This window comes from Neisseria sp. P0022.S010 (assembly GCF_051956635.1).
On record NZ_JBQCXF010000039.1, the window covers coordinates 1 to 19,016 of the forward strand.

Annotated in this window: 16 protein-coding genes, 4 tRNA genes and 3 pseudogenes; 1 reads left to right on the plus strand and 22 read right to left on the minus strand. The window is 47.7% G+C overall.

Going from position 1 to position 19,016, the window contains the following annotated elements; all coding sequences use genetic code 11:
* The 14 genes from rpoB to rsmD all read right to left on the minus strand — a co-directional run.
* The coding region (gene rpoB / locus ACTHUT_RS06215) for a DNA-directed RNA polymerase subunit beta (protein ID WP_440418704.1) at positions 1 to 3,361 on the minus strand (3,361 nt) is incomplete at its 3' end.
* Positions 3,362 to 3,550: 189 nt separating this feature from the next.
* Positions 3,551 to 3,922 carry a 50S ribosomal protein L7/L12 gene (rplL, locus tag ACTHUT_RS06220; RefSeq protein WP_003677916.1) on the minus strand — a complete coding sequence of 124 codons (372 nt, stop codon included), beginning with the start codon at positions 3,920 to 3,922 and terminating at the stop codon, positions 3,551 to 3,553.
* 57 nt (positions 3,923 to 3,979) lie between these two features.
* Entirely contained in the window at positions 3,980 to 4,480 is a 501-nt protein-coding gene (rplJ, locus tag ACTHUT_RS06225; RefSeq protein ID WP_003680699.1) for a 50S ribosomal protein L10, read from the minus strand.
* 223 nt (positions 4,481 to 4,703) lie between these two features.
* Positions 4,704 to 5,399: a 50S ribosomal protein L1 gene (rplA, locus tag ACTHUT_RS06230; protein ID WP_440386597.1), complete on the minus strand. Its 696-nt coding sequence runs from the start codon at positions 5,397 to 5,399 to the stop codon at positions 4,704 to 4,706.
* Complete coding sequence (gene rplK / locus ACTHUT_RS06235) at positions 5,399 to 5,833, minus strand: 50S ribosomal protein L11 (RefSeq protein WP_002220151.1); 435 nt, start codon at positions 5,831 to 5,833, stop codon at positions 5,399 to 5,401. Before rplK ends, rplA begins: the two co-directional genes overlap by 1 nt.
* A gap of 105 nt (positions 5,834 to 5,938) precedes the next feature.
* The gene (gene nusG / locus ACTHUT_RS06240) at positions 5,939 to 6,472 is read right to left on the minus strand and encodes a transcription termination/antitermination protein NusG (RefSeq protein WP_003749258.1); all 534 of its coding nucleotides are present in this window, start codon (positions 6,470 to 6,472) and stop codon (positions 5,939 to 5,941) included.
* Positions 6,473 to 6,474: 2 nt separating this feature from the next.
* Positions 6,475 to 6,750 carry a preprotein translocase subunit SecE gene (gene secE / locus ACTHUT_RS06245; RefSeq protein WP_003749256.1) on the minus strand — a complete coding sequence of 92 codons (276 nt, stop codon included), beginning with the start codon at positions 6,748 to 6,750 and terminating at the stop codon, positions 6,475 to 6,477.
* Positions 6,751 to 6,883: 133 nt separating this feature from the next.
* A tRNA-Trp gene (locus tag ACTHUT_RS06250) sits at positions 6,884 to 6,959 on the minus strand.
* 6 nt (positions 6,960 to 6,965) lie between these two features.
* The gene (gene tuf / locus ACTHUT_RS06255; RefSeq protein WP_003684779.1) at positions 6,966 to 8,150 is read right to left on the minus strand and encodes an elongation factor Tu; all 1,185 of its coding nucleotides are present in this window, start codon (positions 8,148 to 8,150) and stop codon (positions 6,966 to 6,968) included.
* 48 nt (positions 8,151 to 8,198) lie between these two features.
* Positions 8,199 to 8,273: transfer RNA gene (locus ACTHUT_RS06260), tRNA-Thr, on the minus strand.
* A gap of 9 nt (positions 8,274 to 8,282) precedes the next feature.
* A tRNA-Gly gene (locus ACTHUT_RS06265) sits at positions 8,283 to 8,356 on the minus strand.
* Positions 8,357 to 8,387: 31 nt separating this feature from the next.
* Positions 8,388 to 8,471, minus strand: a tRNA-Tyr gene (locus ACTHUT_RS06270).
* Between the two features lie 98 nt (positions 8,472 to 8,569).
* Positions 8,570 to 8,821 (minus strand): YfhL family 4Fe-4S dicluster ferredoxin, encoded by a 252-nt coding sequence (locus ACTHUT_RS06275; protein WP_003679513.1) that lies wholly within the window; start codon positions 8,819 to 8,821, stop codon positions 8,570 to 8,572.
* 122 nt (positions 8,822 to 8,943) lie between these two features.
* Entirely contained in the window at positions 8,944 to 9,516 is a 573-nt protein-coding gene (gene rsmD / locus ACTHUT_RS06280; protein WP_440386598.1) for a 16S rRNA (guanine(966)-N(2))-methyltransferase RsmD, read from the minus strand.
* A gap of 257 nt (positions 9,517 to 9,773) precedes the next feature.
* Here rsmD and ACTHUT_RS06285 point away from each other — a divergent pair, with 257 nt between their 5' ends.
* The gene (locus ACTHUT_RS06285) at positions 9,774 to 10,469 is read left to right on the plus strand and encodes a hypothetical protein (RefSeq protein WP_440386610.1); all 696 of its coding nucleotides are present in this window, start codon (positions 9,774 to 9,776) and stop codon (positions 10,467 to 10,469) included.
* 73 nt (positions 10,470 to 10,542) lie between these two features.
* Here the strand turns inward: ACTHUT_RS06285 and topA are convergent, their stop codons facing one another.
* The 8 genes and pseudogenes from topA to ACTHUT_RS06325 all read right to left on the minus strand — a co-directional run.
* Positions 10,543 to 12,849: a type I DNA topoisomerase gene (gene topA, locus ACTHUT_RS06290; RefSeq protein WP_440386599.1), complete on the minus strand. Its 2,307-nt coding sequence runs from the start codon at positions 12,847 to 12,849 to the stop codon at positions 10,543 to 10,545.
* 73 nt (positions 12,850 to 12,922) lie between these two features.
* Complete coding sequence (locus ACTHUT_RS06295) at positions 12,923 to 13,378, minus strand: DUF494 family protein (RefSeq protein ID WP_003749244.1); 456 nt, start codon at positions 13,376 to 13,378, stop codon at positions 12,923 to 12,925.
* Positions 13,379 to 13,402: 24 nt separating this feature from the next.
* A pseudogene (locus tag ACTHUT_RS06300) lies at positions 13,403 to 13,603 on the minus strand (DNA-processing protein DprA); the annotation flags it as partial.
* 59 nt (positions 13,604 to 13,662) lie between these two features.
* Positions 13,663 to 14,593, minus strand: a pseudogene (gene dprA, locus ACTHUT_RS06305) (DNA-processing protein DprA); the annotation flags it as partial.
* A gap of 234 nt (positions 14,594 to 14,827) precedes the next feature.
* Positions 14,828 to 16,102 (minus strand): sigma-54-dependent transcriptional regulator, encoded by a 1,275-nt coding sequence (locus ACTHUT_RS06310; RefSeq protein WP_440386600.1) that lies wholly within the window; start codon positions 16,100 to 16,102, stop codon positions 14,828 to 14,830.
* Positions 16,089 to 18,215, minus strand: a complete 2,127-nt coding sequence (locus ACTHUT_RS06315; protein ID WP_440386601.1) for an ATP-binding protein — start codon at positions 18,213 to 18,215, stop codon at positions 16,089 to 16,091. The genes ACTHUT_RS06310 and ACTHUT_RS06315 overlap by 14 nt, the downstream gene beginning before the upstream one ends.
* A gap of 3 nt (positions 18,216 to 18,218) precedes the next feature.
* Entirely contained in the window at positions 18,219 to 18,812 is a 594-nt protein-coding gene (locus ACTHUT_RS06320; protein WP_440386602.1) for a DUF4390 domain-containing protein, read from the minus strand.
* Positions 18,778 to 19,016, minus strand: a pseudogene (locus tag ACTHUT_RS06325) (16S rRNA (cytosine(967)-C(5))-methyltransferase RsmB); the annotation flags it as partial. The gene ACTHUT_RS06320 and the pseudogene ACTHUT_RS06325, both read right to left, overlap by 35 nt.

Sequence of the window (19,016 nt, forward strand, 5' to 3'; positions counted from 1 at the left end):
GAATGCGTGATACCACACCTTTGTTACCGTGGCGACCCGCCATTTTGTCACCGGCTTGCAGACGGCGTTTGATGGCGATAAATACTTTCACCATTTTTTGTACGCCCGGTTGCAGCTCGTCGCCTTGAGTCAGTTTTTTCTTCTTAATCTCATACAACTCGTCCGCTTCTTCGCGTTTTTGTTGCAGGCTCAATTTAATTAGTTCCAACTGTTTGGCCAAATCTTCGTCAGCCAAACGGATGTCAAACCAATCATGTTTACTGGACAGGCTTGCCAGATATTCGGTAGTAATTTCGCTGCCTTTAGCCAGCTTCATCGGGCCACCATTAGCTTTTTGGCCGACAATCATGCGCTCAATACGGTCAAATGCGTCGTTATCGAAAATACGCAACTGGTCGCTCAAGTCTTGACGGTAACGTTTCAGCTCAGAATCAATAATGGATTGAGCACGTTTGTCGCGTTGGATACCTTCACGGGTAAAGACTTGAACGTCGATAACCGTACCGCTCATGCCGGTAGGCATACGCAATGAAGTATCTTTTACGTCAGACGCTTTTTCACCGAAGATGGCACGCAGCAGTTTTTCTTCAGGAGTCAGTTGAGTTTCGCCTTTAGGCGTTACTTTACCCACCAAGACGTCACCGGCCTCTACTTCCGCACCGATGTAAACAATACCGGATTCATCCAAACGGTTTTGCATACGCTCGGACAAGTTCGGAATATCGCGGGTAATGTCTTCCGCACCCAGCTTGGTATCGCGGGCAACAACGTTCAATTCCTCAATGTGAATCGAAGTATAGCGGTCGTCTGCAGCTACTTTTTCAGAAATCAGAATCGAGTCTTCGTAGTTGTAACCGTTCCACGGCATAAAGGCGATGGTCATGTTTTGACCTAGAGCCAATTCACCCAAATCGGTGGATGCACCGTCAGCAATCAAATCACCGCGTTGCAAAACATCGCCTGCTTTGACAGCCGGACGTTGGTTGATGTTGGTAGATTGGTTGGAACGGGTAAATTTAACCAGGTTGTAAATATCGACACCCACTTCACCGGCAGTCGCCTCATCGTCATGGACACGAATCACAACACGGTTGGCATCAACATACTCAACCACACCGCCGCGCCGGGCAACGATTGCAGTAGCAGAGTCAACGGCAACAGAACGCTCAATACCAGTACCAACCATCGGTTTTTCAGGACACAGGCACGGTACGGCCTGACGTTGCATGTTGGCACCCATCAATGCACGGTTCGCATCATCGTGTTCCAAGAACGGAATCAGGGATGCCGCTACGGATACCACTTGACCGGTTGCCACGTCCATATATTGTACACGGTCAGGCGTTGCCATAATGGTTTCGCCTTTTTCACGACAAGTAACTAAATCGCCAATCAAATTGCCGTCTTTGTCCAAATCAGCATTCGCCTGTGCAATCACATAGCGACCTTCTTCGATGGCAGACAAGTAATCGATTTCTTCAGTTACCTTACCATTAACAACGCGACGGTAAGGTGTTTCCAAGAAGCCATAATCATTGGTGCGCGCATAAACGGACAATGAGTTGATCAAACCAATGTTCGGACCTTCAGGTGTTTCAATAGGACATACACGGCCATAGTGGGTCGGATGTACGTCTCGCACCTCAAAGCCTGCACGTTCGCGAGTCAAACCACCCGGGCCCAACGCAGATACACGGCGTTTATGGGTTACTTCAGACAATGGGTTGGTCTGATCCATAAACTGGCTCAATTGGCTAGAACCGAAGAATTCTTTAATCGCAGCAGAAACAGGTTTCGCATTAATCAGGTCATGCGGCATCAAGTTCTCAGATTCCGCTTGATTCAAACGTTCTTTAACGGCACGTTCTACACGAGCCAAACCACTGCGGAATTGGTTTTCTGTCAACTCGCCTACGGAACGAACGCGACGGTTGCCCAAATGGTCAATATCATCTACTTCGCCATGACCATTACGCAATTCAACCAATGTGGCAATGGAAACTACAATGTCTTCTACGCTCAGAACGTAACCGCCTTTTTCAGCTGCGCCGGCCAAAGTCTCATTCAACAGACGGCCATACCAAGAGTTTTGTTGTGCTTCAGACAATTTTTGCTCGTATGTGCGCGTATTGAATTTCATACGGCCTACACGAGACAAGTCATAGCTGTCTTCACTGAAGAACAAACGGTTGAAGAGCTGCTCGACAGCTTCTTCGGTAGGTGGTTCGCCAGGACGCATCATGCGGTAAATTGCCACACGCGCAGCTTGTTGGTCGGCTGTTTCATCTGTACGCAGAGTGCTGGAAATATAACCGCCTTGGTCCAATTCATTGATATACAGGGTAGTAATTTCTTTTACGCCGTTAATATCAAGTTTGGCCAACAGCTCTTCTGTGATTTCATCGTTAGCAGAAGCCAATACTTCGCCAGTTTCCGGATCAATCAGATCAGTAGCCAATGCTTTACCCAACAGGCTTTCTGGTTCCACATCCAGTCGAGTCAAGCCTGCATTGGTAATATCACGGATATTTTTCGCAGTAATACGTTTACCTTTGGCAACCAATACATTGCCTTCTTTATCTAAGATATCAACTTTGGCAGTTTCGCCTTTCAGACGGCTTGCAACCAGATCTGTTTGAACACCGTTTGAAGACAAATAGAAAGTTTCTTTGTCATAGAAAATATCCAAGATTTGTTCATTGTTGTAGCCCAAAGCTTTCAACAAAATTGTAACCGGCATTTTACGGCGACGGTCGATACGGAAATACAACAAATCTTTTGGATCAAATTCGAAATCCAACCATGAACCACGGTAAGGAATAATACGAGCAGAGAACAACAGCTTACCGGAGGAATGAGTTTTACCACGGTCATGCTCAAAGAACACACCTGGAGAACGGTGCAACTGGGAAACAATTACACGCTCTGTACCATTGATGACAAAAGAGCCACTTGGTGTCATCAACGGAATTTCGCCCATATATACTTCGTTTTCACGAATTTCTTTTACAGTCGGTTTAGACGCTTCTTTATCCAAAATCACCAAACGGATACGTGCACGCAATGGAGCCGCATAAGTAATACCGCGCAATTGACATTCAGGAATATCGAACAAAGGTTCGCCCAATGTGTAATGCACAAACTCCAATCGTGCATAACCATTATGGCTCACAATCGGGAAAATAGAATTGAATGCTGCTTGCAGACCATCATCAGTACGTTGGTCAAAAGCGTTTTCCAGCTGCAAAAATTTCGCATAAGAATCAATTTGGGTTGCCAGCAGGAAAGGAACATCCAAGACATTCTCTCGCTTTGCAAAACTCTTACGGATACGTTTTTTCTCGGTAAACGAATAGCTCATATACACTCCGAAAAGCAATTTTAAATAATAGGCCGTCTGAAACAACGACATGCATTAACTTAATATTTACATTTATTTGCAACGATTTTATAAAAACTATGCAAATAAATGTAAACAATGCCTGATACTTATTTTAAGAAGCAAAATAAGGCTGGCAGAAAACTGCCAGCCTTCACAGGAAGCATCAAATTATTTGATTTCGACTTTAGCGCCGGCTTCTTCCAGTTGTTTTTGGATGTCTTCAGCTTCAGCTTTAGAAACACCTTCTTTCAGAGTTTTAGGTGCACCGTCAACGATGTCTTTAGCTTCTTTCAGACCCAAGCCAGTGATAGCGCGGACAACTTTAATCACGCCAACTTTTTGATCACCAGCAGAAGCCAATACTACGTCAAATTCAGTTTTTTCTTCAGCAGCAGCTGCACCAGCACCTGCAGGACCTGCAACTGCAACAGCAGCAGCAGAAACACCAAATTTCTCTTCAAAAGCTTTAACCAGGTCGTTCAATTCCATTACGGTCAAAGAACCAACGGCTTCCAAAATGTCTTCTTTAGTAATAGCCATGCTATTTTACTCCAAATATTGTATTAAAAAATAATTGATTAAATGAAACAAAATCGATTAAGCGGCTTCTTCGCCGGCTTTTTTCTCTGCCAAAGCAGCCAAACCACGTGCAAAGCCTGATACAGGAGCTTGCATAACGAACAACAGTTTGGACAACAGTTCTTCGCGGCTTGGAATAGAAGCCAACTCAGCAACCTGAGCAGGATTCATCACTTCGCCATTGTAAGAACCGGCTTTAACGATGATTTTGTCATCTTTTTTCGCGAATTGGTGCAGCACTTTAGCAGCAGCAACAGCATCTTCAGAAGCAGCGTAAACCAATGGACCAACCATTTGATCGGCCAAACCTGCGAATGAAGTACCCTCTACTGCGCGACGAGCCAGAGTATTTTTCAGAACGCGCAAGTAAACGCCTTCTTTACGTGCATTCGCACGAAGCTCAGTCATGCTGGAAACACTGATACCGCGATATTCAGCGACTACGAGAGTTTGAGCGTTAGCAATAGCTGCGCTAATTTCCTCTACGGCCACTTTCTTGGTTTCAATATTGAGACTCAAGGTCTACCTCCCACTGTTTATAAACAGGATACCGAAATGATATCCCACCAGCGCGGTAACCTAAAAAGACATCTTACAAGCAATCTTGCAATGTGTTTCAGGACTACCGTCTGCGTAGGGCAGTTACGATTAAATCTCACGATCCCTACGGTCTTGGACATCTACTTAATTTTAAGTAGCCCAAATTCAGGCAATCCAGAAAGCCGGATCACCTGAAAATTTCTTAGTTGTTCACGCTTGCGGTATCAACGCGAACACCCAAACCCATAGTGCTGGATACAGCAACTTTTTTCAGGTACTGACCTTTAGCAGCGGCAGGTTTGGCTTTAACGATAGCATCCAGCAACGCATTGAAGTTTTCTTTCAAGTCAGCTTCAGCGAAAGAAGCACGACCGATAGTTGCATGAACGATACCGGCTTTATCTGTACGGTATTGTACTTGACCTGCTTTTGCATTTTTAACTGCTTCAGCAACGTTAGGAGTAACAGTACCTACTTTAGGGTTTGGCATCAGACCACGAGGGCCCAAGATAGTACCCAATTGACCAACGATACGCATTGCATCAGGAGAAGCAATAACAACGTCAAAGTTCAGATTGCCTGCTTTGATTTCAGCAGCCAAATCTTCGAAGCCGACGATATCTGCACCGGCCTCTTTAGCAGCTTCTGCATTTACACCTTGTGTAAATACAGCTACGCGAGTTGTTTTACCGGTACCTTTAGGCAGAACGACTGAACCACGGATAACTTGGTCAGATTTACGAGGATCAACGCCCAAGTTGAAAGATACGTCAACAGACTCGTCAAATTTAGCGGTAGCAGCTTTTTTAACCAAAGCAATTGCTTCGTCGATTGCGTACAGTTTGTTAGCTTCAACAGAAGAGCGAAGAGCTTTCAAGCGTTTAGATACTTTAGCCATTATACAACACCCTCCACGTCCAAGCCCATTGAGCGAGCAGAACCTGCGATAGTACGGACAGCCGCATCCAAGTCAGCAGCAGTCAAATCAGGCTCTTTAGTTTTAGCAATTTCTTCCAACTGAGCACGGGTCAATTTACCCACTTTATTGGTCAGAGGATTAGAACTACCTTTTTGCAGACCAGCAGCTTTTTTCAACAAGATAGAAGCTGGTGGAGTTTTCATCACAAATGTGAATGATTTGTCTGCAAATGCAGTAATCACGACTGGAATTGGCAAACCAGGTTCCATACCTTGGGTTGCAGCATTAAATGCTTTACAGAATTCCATGATGTTCAAACCACGTTGACCCAAAGCTGGACCAACTGGGGGAGATGGATTGGCTTTACCTGCAGGAATTTGCAGTTTAATGTAGCCGATAATTTTCTTTGCCACTTAAAGGACTCCTAAAAACGGGTATAACGCGGAACCATTCCGCTTCCCAAACAGAATTCGCGATTATATCCGCTTAAAAAAAATTTTTCAAGCGAATTAAAACACTTAAATCTTTTCAACCTGACCGAACTCTAATTCCACCGGTGTTTCGCGACCAAAAATCTGAACTGAAACACGCAGTCTATTACGTTCGTAATTAACTTCATCAACAATACCGTTAAAATCAGCAAATGGGCCTTCGTTTACTCGAACTTGCTGACCAACTTCAAACTCAACTTTTGGTTTTGGCTTCTCAACACCTGTCTTAGCTTGTTGCAAAATAGCATCCGCATCTTTTTGAGAAATTGGGATCGGGCGATTTCCACTACCGCCTACAAAACCATTTACTCGAGGAGTGCTCTTAACCAAATGCCACGAGTCATCAGTCATTTCCATTTCGACCAATACATAGCCTGGATAGAATTTACGCTCACTGATGGTTTTTCGACCATTCTTGATATCTACTACTTCCTCGACGGGCACAAGAATCTGACCGAAATAATCTTCCATGTTTTCACGAGCAATACGCTCTTTCAATGTTTTTTGGACATTTTTTTCAAAACCGGAATAGGCCTGCACCACATACCAACGCTTTGACATCTTTACCCTTTCCTATTTAATAAAACATCAAAAAACAACCATGAAATAATTGTATCTGCCACATAAATGAAGGCTGCCAAAATCGCAACAAAGATAATTACAAATACAGTCATTTTGACCGCTTCATCCCGACTCGGCCAAACCACCTTCTTGAACTCGGTCCAAGAGCTCTTAAAATATGCAAACAGACCTTCTTTCTTTTCAGGAGCTGGCTTACTACTTACCACCACTTCCTTTTTCTGATGGCCTTCTTTGTGACCAGACGAATGTTCTGTCATCTTTACTCACTTATCAATGCCCCACCCACCATCCATTTTAGATAGCAGCATTGATCCATATAATTAATTCTAGATAATCTTAAAACTTAAGTACAAAAAAATTAACCGGCACAAGGCCGGTTAATTTTTTATTTGGCAGGCCAAGAGGGTCTCGAACCCCCAACCCTCGGTTTTGGAGACCGATACTCTACCAATTGAGCTATTGGCCTCTAAACTTAAGCGATGATAGAAGAAACCACACCTGCACCTACGGTACGGCCACCTTCGCGAATCGCAAAGCGCAGACCTTCTTCCATAGCGATAGGTGCAATCAGTTCTACAGTAATGGTTACGTTCTCACCCGGCATTACCATTTCTACGCCTTCTTCCAAAGTAACTGCACCAGTTACGTCGGTAGTACGGAAGTAGAATTGTGGACGGTAGTTAGCGAAGAATGGAGTGTGACGGCCACCCTCTTCTTTGCTCAGTACGTATACTTCTGCTTTGAACTTGGTGTGAGGAGTGATGGTACCCGGTTTGGCCAATACTTGACCACGCTCTACGTCTTCACGTTTAGTACCACGCAGCAATACGCCTACGTTGTCACCTGCTTGACCTTCGTCCAGCAGTTTGCGGAACATTTCAACACCGGTACAAGTGGTTTTTTGGGTTTCTTTCAGACCTACGATTTCGATCTCGTCACCAACGTGGATGATACCGCGCTCTACACGACCGGTTACTACTGTACCACGGCCAGAGATAGAGAATACGTCTTCGATAGGCAACAAGAAAGGTTTGTCCACAGCACGCTCAGGTGTTGGGATGTAGCTGTCCAAAGCAGCAGCCAGTTCGAAGATTTTTTCTTCGTAAGCAGCATCACCTTCCAAAGCTTTCAATGCAGAACCTTGTACGATTGGGCAATCGTCGCCTGGGAAGTCGTAGCTTGACAGCAGGTCACGGATTTCCATTTCAACCAGTTCCAACAGCTCGGCATCGTCAACCATGTCGCATTTATTCATGAACACGATGATGTAAGGTACGCCTACTTGACGAGCCAACAGAATGTGTTCGCGAGTTTGCGGCATAGGACCGTCGGCTGCGGAACATACCAAGATAGCGCCGTCCATTTGGGCAGCACCGGTAATCATGTTTTTAACGTAGTCGGCGTGACCCGGGCAGTCTACGTGTGCGTAGTGGCGGGTTTCGGTTTCGTATTCTACGTGAGAGGTATTAATGGTAATACCGCGGGCTTTTTCTTCAGGAGCGTTATCGATTTGGTCGTAAGCTTTTGCAGCGCCACCGAATTTTTTAGCCAAAATAGTAGTCAATGCAGCAGTCAGAGTGGTTTTACCATGGTCAACGTGACCGATAGTACCAACGTTTACGTGCGGTTTGCTACGTTCAAATTTTTCCTTAGCCATGGCAATATCCTATAATCTAAGCTTTTGAAAGAAAGGGTAATAATGAGATGGTGCCCATGGGCAGATTTGAACTGCCGACCTCTCCCTTACCAAGGGAGTGCTCTACCCCTGAGCTACATGGGCGAAATTGTTTGGAGCGGGTGAAGGGAATCGAACCCTCACCGTAAGCTTGGAAGGCTTCTGCTCTACCATTGAGCTACACCCGCATACTCACTATTTGCTCCAAGTAAGAATTTTTGGTGGAGGGAGAAGGATTCGAACCTTCGAAGCTCACGCAACAGATTTACAGTCTGCCCCCTTTGACCGCTCGGGAATCCCTCCAAAAGAGAACGCTAGTTTATTTGCAACTCAGATTTCCGTCAAGATTTTTTTTCACTTATTTCTTTAAAAATATCCAAGTTTTTGCTTTTAAACATTATTTACTTAAACTGAATGATTTTTTCGTACTTGGCCATCAGTTCTTCGTGCGTCTCAGGATGTTCTTCATCGATCAAGATACAGTCGACAGGACATACCTGTTGACACTGCGGCTCATCGTAATGACCTACACATTGCGTACACAAATTTGGATTGATTTCGTAAATTTCTTCACCTTGCGAAATGGCATCATTAGGGCATTCCGGTTCGCACACATCGCAGTTAATGCACTCATCTGTAATAAAGAGCGACATTTCTATTTCCTTTTTTCTTAAATTATCAAAACCGATTGGGCGCGGATTATAGCACAAATGATGTCGGAACAATCTGTTTGAAAGAATGTTTTACACCTTGGGAATGATTCTCAAATTCCATACTATTCAGCAACTTGCGAATAGAGCAACAATTCAAACTTGCTCATTCCCGCCTTTCCTTCCCGATAAATTTCCAGCCAATCCGGTTTTTCAGGCAGATTCCCTGCTTCAATATAGACCATTGCCCCATTTTTCAAGTGGCTTTGCAATCGGATAAACAGATTTTGCCAATCTTCCCATGCAAAAGGCGGATCAAGAAACACGACATCAAATTTTTCAGACGGCCTTGTCAAATAAGCCATGCCGTCTGAACACACGATTTCCACCTGCCTCAAGCCTAATTCACGAACATTTTTCTGAAGTGTTTGCACGGTTTGGCGGTGGTTATCGACCATTACCACTTTTGCCGCATGACGAGAAGCAGCCTCCATTCCCAAAGCACCACTACCGCTGAATAAATCCAATACTGTTTTGCCGGTTAAATCCTGACCTAACCAGTTAAACAGTTTTTCACGCACGCTGTCAGGTGTCGGACGCAAACCATCTGCGGACAGAAAAGTTAACTTTCGTCCCCTACATTGCCCGCCAATGATGCGTACTTGATTGGTGTGTTTGGAATGTTTGTTATTTGCCATAATTTTTTAAAAGATGCCAAGTTTTCAGACGGCCTCAATTATATAGTGAAACTGCTATCAAACCGTATTTCGATCTCTGCTTTTAGAGACAAAAGGTCGTCTGAAAATTTTTCAGACGACCTTTTCAGTTTGAATTTGACGACATGAAATACTGAACTATGTTTCACCGTGAAGTGCGTTTTAAACTTAAACTAGATAAATTACATTTACTTATTTATAATGAGTATTTCTCTGTGAAATGTTTATATAAGGTTATTATCATGTCAGACCTGAATCTCAGTAACAGTATATTCCAAGGTTACAACGACAAACATGGTTTAATGATTTGTGGGTATGAGTGGGGTTGGAGTAAAGCCGATGAGGCTGCTTATGTAGCAGGTGAATACAAACTCCCTGAAAACAAAATCGACCATACATTTGCAAATAAATCCCTCTATTATGGTGAGCAGGCAAAAAAGTGGCGTTACGACAATACAATAAAAAATTGGTTTGAAATGTGGGGACACCCCTTAGACGAAAATGGATTGGGCGGTGCATTTGAAAAATCCCTGGTTCAAACCAACTGGGCAGCTACTCAGGGCAACAAAATCGACAATCCAAACAAATTTCTCCAGCCCGAACACGTCGATAATTTTCTCTACCACATTGAGAAACTACGTCCTAAATTGATTCTCTTCATGGGAAGCAACCTGACAAATTATCTTAATCGCGCAAATGTATTGCCGCGCTTCGAGCAGCTTGTCGGAAAACAAACTCAACCGCTACGAGTAGTACAAAAAGATTTTAGCGGTACACGTTTCAAAATCAGATTCCAATCGTTTGAAAATTGCGAAGTCGTCTGCCTGCCCCACCCTAGTGCCAGCCGCGGTCTATCTTACGATTACATAGCCTTATTTGAACCAGAAATGAACCGTATTTTATCGGACTTTAAAACGACATGCGGATTCAAATAAAATAATCACAGAAAAGCAAAGGTCGTCTGAAATTTTTTCAGACGACCTTTTCTCTTTAAACCAACCTACTTCATCATTCTTTCGGTGCAGGCGGTTCTATCTGTTCTTTCCAGCCGCATTCTTTTTGCGGGCAGACTTTTTCCACGCCCCAGCGTTTGGTGGTTTTGATGGTTAAAACCGGCCAATGGCAGTTCGGACACTCTTCGGCGACGGGTGGGTTCCATGTGGCGTAGTTGCAGTCGGGATAGGTACTGCAACTGTAAAACAGTTTGCCGTAGCGGGATTTGCGCTCGACGAGGTTACCTTTTTTACATTGCGGGCATTGGACGCCGGTATCTTTCGGTTTTTCCAGCGGCTCGACGTGTTTGCATTTGGGGTAGTTGGCGCAGCCGATGAATTTGCTGCCGGTACGGCTGTATTTGTACACTAGGCGACCGCCGCATTTAGGGCATTCGCGTCCGTCAAGTTCGGCTTGTTCAGCCTCGGCTTTGGCAATACGTTCAGCAGCTTCTTCGGCGGTTTCGTTGACATTGCGCGTGTAGCTGCACTCGGGATAACCGGCACACGCAACGAAGCGGCCCATTTTGCCGAATTTGATTTGCAGTTTGTGTTCGCCGCATTTGGGGCAGGTTTCGTCGAGTTCCTGCGTGGTAAATTTGGCGCGTTCGATACCCTCTTTTTCTTCCACTTGCTTGATAAACGGCTTCCAGAATTTATCCATCACGGGAATCCATTGGCGTTTGCCGTTGGCAATTTCGTCAAGCTGGTCTTCGAGTTTGGCGGTGAAGTGGTAATCGACATATTGGGCGAAGTGTTCGGTCAGGAATTTATTGACGATGTCGCCTGTGTCGGTGGGCATGAAGCGTTTTTGCTCAAGGGTAACGTATTCACGGTCTTTGAGCGTGGAAATAATGCTGGCGTAGGTGGAGGGGCGGCCAATGCCGTATTCTTCGAGGGCTTTAACCAGTGTGGCTTCGTTATAGCGCGGCGGCGGAGTGGTAAAGTGTTGTTCGCCGTAAAGTTTGTCCACAGGCAGTTTATCACCTTCGCTCATTTCGGGCAGTTTTTTGCTGTCTTCGCCTTCTTCGTCGTCGCTGCTTTCTTCATAAACGCTCAAGAAGCCTGCGAAGGTTTGCACTTGTCCGGTTACGCGGAATACGCCTTTGCCGACGGTAATATCGACGGTGGTTTGGTCGAATTTGGCGGGCGTCATCTGACAGGCGACGGTGCGCTGCCAAATCATTTGATAGAGTTTGAACTGGTCTGCGCTCAGGAAGGGTTTGACGCTTTCGGGCGTGCGGTATACGGAAGTCGGACGGATCGCTTCGTGGGCTTCTTGGGCGTTTTTGGATTTGGTTTTGTACTGCTTGGCCGAGCTTGGCAGATATTCTTTGCCGATTTTGTTTTCGATGTAATGACGGATTTCGGTTAACGCTTCATCAGCCAAATTCACGCTGTCGGTACGCATATAGGTAATCAGACCGATGGCGCCCTGCCCTACGTCTATACCTTCGTAAAGCTGCTGGGCGGTACGCATAGTGCGGTCGGTGGTGAAGCCGAGTTTGCGCACGGCATCTTGCTGCATGGTAGATGTAGTGAACGGTGCGGCAGGGTTGCGGCTGCGCTTTTTCTTTTCGATGGCGGTAACGACGGCCTCTTTGCCTTCGAGTTCTTTCAACACGTCGGCTTGAGCGGCTTCGTTCGGCAGGTCGAATTGTTCGAGTTTCGCGCCGTTGTATTGGGCGAGTTTGGCGGTGAATTTGCTGCGGCCTTTGTGGCTGTCGAGATGTACCGTCCAATATTCCTGCGCTTCAAACGCACGGATTTCGTTTTCGCGCTCACAAATCAGGCGCAGGGCAGGACTTTGTACACGGCCTGCGCTCAAACCGCGGCGGATCTTTTTCCACAACAACGGCGAGAGGTTGAAACCGACCAAATAGTCCAAAGCGCGGCGGGCTTGTTGCGCATCGACCAAGTCCATTTCGATTTCGCGCGGATGGGCGACGGCATCAAGCACGGCGTTTTTGGTGATTTCATGGAACACGACACGCTGCGGTTTGATGTTTTTCAGGCCGCGTTTGGATTTGAGGATTTCCAAAAGATGCCAGGAAATGGCTTCGCCTTCCCTATCCGGGTCGGTTGCGAGGTAGATGTTTTCGGCTTCTTTGGCACCGGCGACGATGGCATCGACGTGTTTGCTGTTTCGGCTGATCAGCTGGTACTTCATGGCAAAGCCGTTGTCGGGATCGACTGCTCCGCTTTTGGGTACCAAGTCGCGGACATGACCGTAAGACGCTAAGATTTCAAAATCACCGCCCAGATATTTCTTCAGGGTTTTGGCTTTGGACGGAGATTCGACGATTAATAGGTTTTTCGCCATTGTTGTTCTCTTTTGGATGTATTGGGTTTATGTTTCAGACGGCCTTTATGATTGAGGCCGTCTGAAAAAAGGTTTAGTGCATCACGTTTTGTCCGGTCAACGCACTCATCAAGTCGTCGCCTATCAGGACGGGCAACTCGCTCTTGTGCATCCACAACACCAGCAATACCAACACTTTGGCGGTATCGAGGGTGATTTCGTCCGATGGAATGTGCATCAGGGCGTGAATGACGATTTCGCGCTGCTCGTAAGTAATTGCGTGCTCGGCAACCAGATACTGCATCAAGCCCATGACTTCCTGCGGCAGGTTTTCAGCTTCCTCACGGCAGAATACGCGCAGGGAATCGCTGTTAAACGGCTCGGCATAGAATTCGGACGTATTGAACAAGACTTCCATCATCATCAATGTATTGCCGATTTCCGTAGCGTCAAAACCTGCATCTTCCAGCAGGCGACCCAAATCTTCCGGAGGCGGACAGTTGTCGAAATCTTGGAAGTGTTCGATTAAATAGGCAATGACTTCGGTCATGCTGGTTCCTTAAATATAGATAATTTATGCTTTGATGCGCTGGTAACGGCCGCCCGGCAAAGCAGCAACGATACCGTCGAGTTCGTATTCCAAAAGCTGTGCGTACACGTCTGCCGCTGCCGTATTGGTTTGTTGCGCCAAAATATCGGGGTGTATTGGGTCGTAACCCATTGCTTCCAATAAAGCGCTTGTCGATGGGGCGGCAGATAGGTTTTCAGACGGCCTTTGCGGTTCATCCGCTATTGCTTTGGGTTGCAGACGTTTGATTTGGTCGTTTTTGGGTTTTACCGTCTTATTTATAGAATATGATGGAACAGGCGTATTTTGCAATAGCTGCGGACACTCATGGAGAATATCGTCCAGACATTCCACCAATTTTGCTCCGTCTTTAATCAGCTTGTGGCAGCCTTTGCTGTGCGGATTGTCTATCGAACCAGGCACCGCCATCACTTCGCGCCCCATCTCCGCCGCCAGCTTGGCAGTAATCAATGAGCCGGATTCCAATGCCGCCTCAACCACCAATGTCAGCTGTGACAACGCGGCAATCAAACGGTTGCGGCGAGGAAAATTGCCTGCAAACGGGCGCGTGTCCAAAGGAAACTCGCTGACAATCAATCCTTTTTCAGCAATTTCATAAGCAAGGTTTTTATTGGATGGCGGGTAAATGCGGTCTATACCGGTTCCCCAGACGGCGATGGTACCGCCATCTGCCTGCAATGCGCCCTGATGGGCGGCAGTATCGATACCTGAAGCCATACCCGATACGACAGGAATGCCTTTTTCACTCAACGCCCTGCCGAAATCTTTGGCAATCCGCATGGCCTGCGGCGTGGCATGGCGGCTGCCGACAATCGCGGCAGAAGGCGTGTGCAACAACTCTGCATTGCCGCGTAAAAACAAAACCGGCGGCGCGGTAATGCCTTGTGTTAGCATTTCAGGGAAATCATCATCTTGCAGCAGCAACAAACGGCAACCGTCCTGCATTTCCCATTGTAAAGCGGCTTCGGCAGACTGCTGCGCCAAAGCCCGTTTGTCCGCATTGCGCCATGACTCGGCCGCCTGTTTATGGCGTACCAGGGCGGCAATTTTGTCTGCCGGCGCATTCAAGGCAGCTTGTGCGCTACCGAATTGCTGCAACAGTACCAAAAAACTTTCTGCGCCGATATAGGGCGTAAATGCCAGTTGCAACCAAGCAAAACGCTCGTTTTCCGTCATCAATCTGTTCCCTTTTTGTAATGGTTTTCAGACGGCCTGAAGCAAATTAAGGCCGTCTGAAAATTTTATTGGTATAAAACTTTTGTCAGACCAAAATGTAAAACAACAATGCCGGGCCATATCATTATTTTTTATCAAATATTGCTTATCCAAGCAAACCGTCAAATGACGATGCCGTCTGAAAAACCTGATGGCTTTCAGACGGCCTCTTTTGTGTTTGAACCGATATTGCGCTTATTCTTCGGATTTGTCGGCGCTGCGACGCGATACGCTGATACCGAGTTGTTTGAGCTTGCGGTAAAGGTGCGTACGCTCCAAACCGACCTTTTGCGCCACGCGACTCATATTTTGGCCTTCTTGGGCGATGTGGTACTCAAAGTAGCGGCGCTCGACTTCTTCCCTCAATTCGCGCAAAGGCATATTGAAATTGAAGCCGCCGATGATTTCTGTCGCCGTCGCGTTTTCCTTCTGACCCAAAGCCACGGCAACGGCCTGCTCGTCCACTTCTTTGCCGTCCGATTCCAACATGATGTTTTTCACCGTTTCGGCAAGCTGGTCGTAATTGCCCGGCCAATCGTATTGGCGCAAAACCACCAACGCGCTATCACTGAATTTTACCGGCTGGATTTTTTGACTTTCGGCCAAATCGGTCATGATGCGGTTGATTAAAAAGACGATATCGTCCGGCTGGCTGCGCAAAGAAGGAATATTGATGCGCTCTTTCAACAGCTCCGCCAGTCGGCCGGCAACGACGTCATCGGCGCTCTCGCCGCGCTTAAAGCCGCATGAAGCAATCACACGGACATTGTAGCGGTCGGCTTTCTCCAGCAAGAAAGCAATGCCGTTTTGGATGTTTTTGCTGTAACGGGCAATATCGCCGACATACAAAATACCGCCCGATGCTTTTTGCAACAGCTCCATCGGCGTATCGACAATGTGTTCGACACGTTCGGTTGCCACCCAAGGCGTACCGCTTTTGTGCAGATAGCGGGCGACAATCTCAAACGGCGAGCCTGCCTCACCGGCCAACAGCAGCGGGCGGTTGTGTTTGGCGGCCGCTTCAATGCTGCCGTTCATTTCTTGAATGACGGGGCTGTTGCCCAGTTTGTCCAAAGTCATGCCGGAGGCCGTCTGAACTTCGCCATGTTTCAAGGCGCGTTCTACTGCGGACAAGAGTTTTTGCAGGGCAATCGGTTTTTCCAGAAAATCGAGCGCGCCGATTTTGGTGGCTTCAACCGCAGTGTCAATGCTGGCATGGCCGCTCATCATGACCACAGGCATATTGAGTTGGCCGTTTTTCGCCCATTCTTTCAACAAAGTGATGCCGTCGCAATCGGGCATCCAAATGTCCAGCAACACCATGGCCGGACGCGTTTGATAACGCAATTGGCGCGCTTCTTCGGCATTTTCGGCCAAAGTAACGGTATAGCCTTCGTCTTGAAGGATTTCGGAGAGCAGGTCGCGGATGCCTACTTCATCATCTACAATCAAAATATCACTGCTTCGCATAAGTTTCTGCCATTTTCGGTAAAGCTATTTTGACGCACGCGCCGCCACTGTTCTGATTGCTCAGGCTGATGCGGCCGCCATGCTCCTCGATAATTTTTTTCACAACGGGCAAACCCAGCCCCGTTCCTGTCGGTTTGTCGGTAACGTACGGCTCAAAAGCATTGTGCAGCATTTCTTTGCTGAAACTTTTGCCATTGTTGCAGACGGTCAGGAAAACCTGTCCACCTTCGCGTCCTGTTTCGATGTTTACTTGCGGCGCTTCGTCCGACTCCGCCGCTTCTGCGGCATTCTTAAATAGGTTATGCAACACTTGGCGCATGGCCGTCGTATCGGCGGCAATCGGCAAGGTGTCAGCGCTGAGCCGTGCATTAAATTTGCACGCGCCGGCCTCATATAATACCAATACTTCCGACACCAAACCGTTTAAATCTTGTTTTTCTAAATTCAGCGACGGCGCACGCGCATAATTGCGGAACGCTTCGACCATTTCTTTCAGCGCGGCAACCTGCTTGACGATGGTATCGGTTGAACGGCTGAGGATTTGGGCATCTTGCTCGTCAAGTTTATCATGCAATTTCCATGCCAATCTCTCGGCGGAAAGCTGGATGGGCGTAAGCGGATTGCGGATTTCGTGTGCCAAACGTTTCGCCACTTCGCCCCATGCGGCCTCTTTTTGCGCGCGTATCAAGATGGTAATGTCGTCAATCACCATCACCACGCCGTTATCGTTGTCTTCCGGCAGGATGGTGGCTTTGCCCAACAAGATTCGGGCATCGTCGGGCGCGGCATATTCGACTTGGACGGGTTTGTCGCTGTCGGCGGTTTCATGGATGGCGGCAAACACATCGGCCAACAGGGTTTGCTGCGGCGATTTGCCGTGCCATTGATGCCAGTTGCTGCCCCACAAAGACACCAGCGAAACGCCCAAAATCTGTTCGGCGGCCTTGTTAAAGGTTTTCAGACGGCCGTCGGCATCCAAAGTAATCACGCCTGTGGTCAAACTTTCCAACACGCATTCCAAATAATGGCGGGCGGCTTCTTCGCGCAAACGGTTGCGCTCGTCCGCCTCTTTGGCAATCGCCAATTGCTCGGTCATGTGGTTGAACAATTGGGTCAAACGGCCGAACTCGTCATTGCGGAATACCGGCCGGGTCTGGCTGAAGTCGCCCTGAGCCACCGCCCGCGCGCCCTCTGCCAACGACAACACCGGTGCCACAAAACGGCGGGCAAAATACAAAGCCATCACCAGCGCCAAAAAGATGGCCAACAATGTCGCGACCAACAGCGTGGACAGGAAAAAGGTTTGCAGGCCTTTTTTGGTATAACTCAGCTCGGCGTATTTGGCGCGGGCCGCTTCAATCAACGTCGCATCTTGGGCAACATCTTTCGGAATCGGCTGGCGGAAAAACAATGCATAATCCTGATTTTTATGCGTACCGATCAGCATCCAGCCTTGAGCATACAGCACGCCGCCGATGTTTTCCAAACTACGTACCGAGCCGGTCTGTTCCAGCTGCTCCCATCCTTCTTTGTTAAGCTCAGGTTGATTTAGTTTCAGGGGATTGATGCTTTTCTCGGCTTTATGGGTGGTCGCGTTGTAAAGCGCCAGCTGGGCAAATTCGGAAGTAGGCGCGGATTGGGTCAGCGTCTGCCCCAAGTCGCCGTCCAGCGAAGCGGCGCTGATTAAGTCGATTTGCACCGGCGTAGCGTTGCTGACAGCGTTGTCCACCGCCAAGTTCAGCGCGGATTTACTCAAGTTTAAGCTGCGCTCCAATGCCTCATGGGTATCGTTGCCAAACCAAGAATTAATCGTACCGTTAATAAACTGGGCGGAAATACCGAACAAAAACACGCCCGGCAATACGGCAACCAAAGTAAACATCCCTGACAGCCGACGCGCAATCTGCGAACCGAACACGCTTTTGCTGTTGTCACGCATCAAAAGCACGACATAGCGCACCAACACCGCCGCCAACACCAGCAACAGCAAGCCGCACAAGGCAACAATCCACCAGAAATAATCGGACAATACGTTGCTGCTGCCCGTTGCAACAGTCAGACCGTACAACAAAACTACGGCGAATACAGCGGCAATCAGGAGAAAGCGGCGCATGGTTTACTCCTGCATGACCGACAAGGATTTCCAACCCGAATCCAAATGCCAATTTTTAGAAGTCAGGGCATTGATTTGGAACGGTTTGGGCAGCTTGGCGGTTGTCAGCAGCAGGCGGATTTCAGCCTTCGTGTCTTTGGCGGCCACATCACTCAGCGCGCCTTTGGACAAAACCTTCCAATTTGCGACCGCGCCCACTGCGCGCAAGGCAGTCTCAAGCGTGTCGTACTCGGTAGAAAACGTACCGACGGTAACGCGATAGCGGTTGGTCAGCGGATGGAAGGATAATTTATATTGAATCGTGCTGTCGTTGTTGAGCAGTTGGTCGAACTTGAATTTATAAGACGCCACGGACGGCGCCGACAGCTGCCAACTTAAATTGAAATGCAGGGGGACGCCCTGTTTGAGTGCTTCTTTGAGCTGATCGGGCAGGTCGGTGCGGAAACGGCTGCTGACGGAAAGCTGTCCGGCATGGGTCAGCTTTGCCTCGGCACGGGTCGCACTGATGCCCTCGCCCGCCGCGTTCAGCGACACGGCGAGCAAGAGCGGTACAATCAGCGTTTTACTGCTTTTTAATAAGCGCGTAATAAAAGCCATCTTGATGTTTGTTCGGTAAAAGCACATGCGATTCGATCAACTCGGCATCGGCATGGCGGTTAAGGAATTTTTGCAATTGACCGTCGTTTTCTTCGACAAAGACCGAGCAGGTAGCCAGCAACATCCTGCCGTTTTTCGTCAGGGTCTGCCACAGCGCGTCTAATAATGCTTCCTGTTGGCGTGCGGTTTTGACGGCATCGGTCG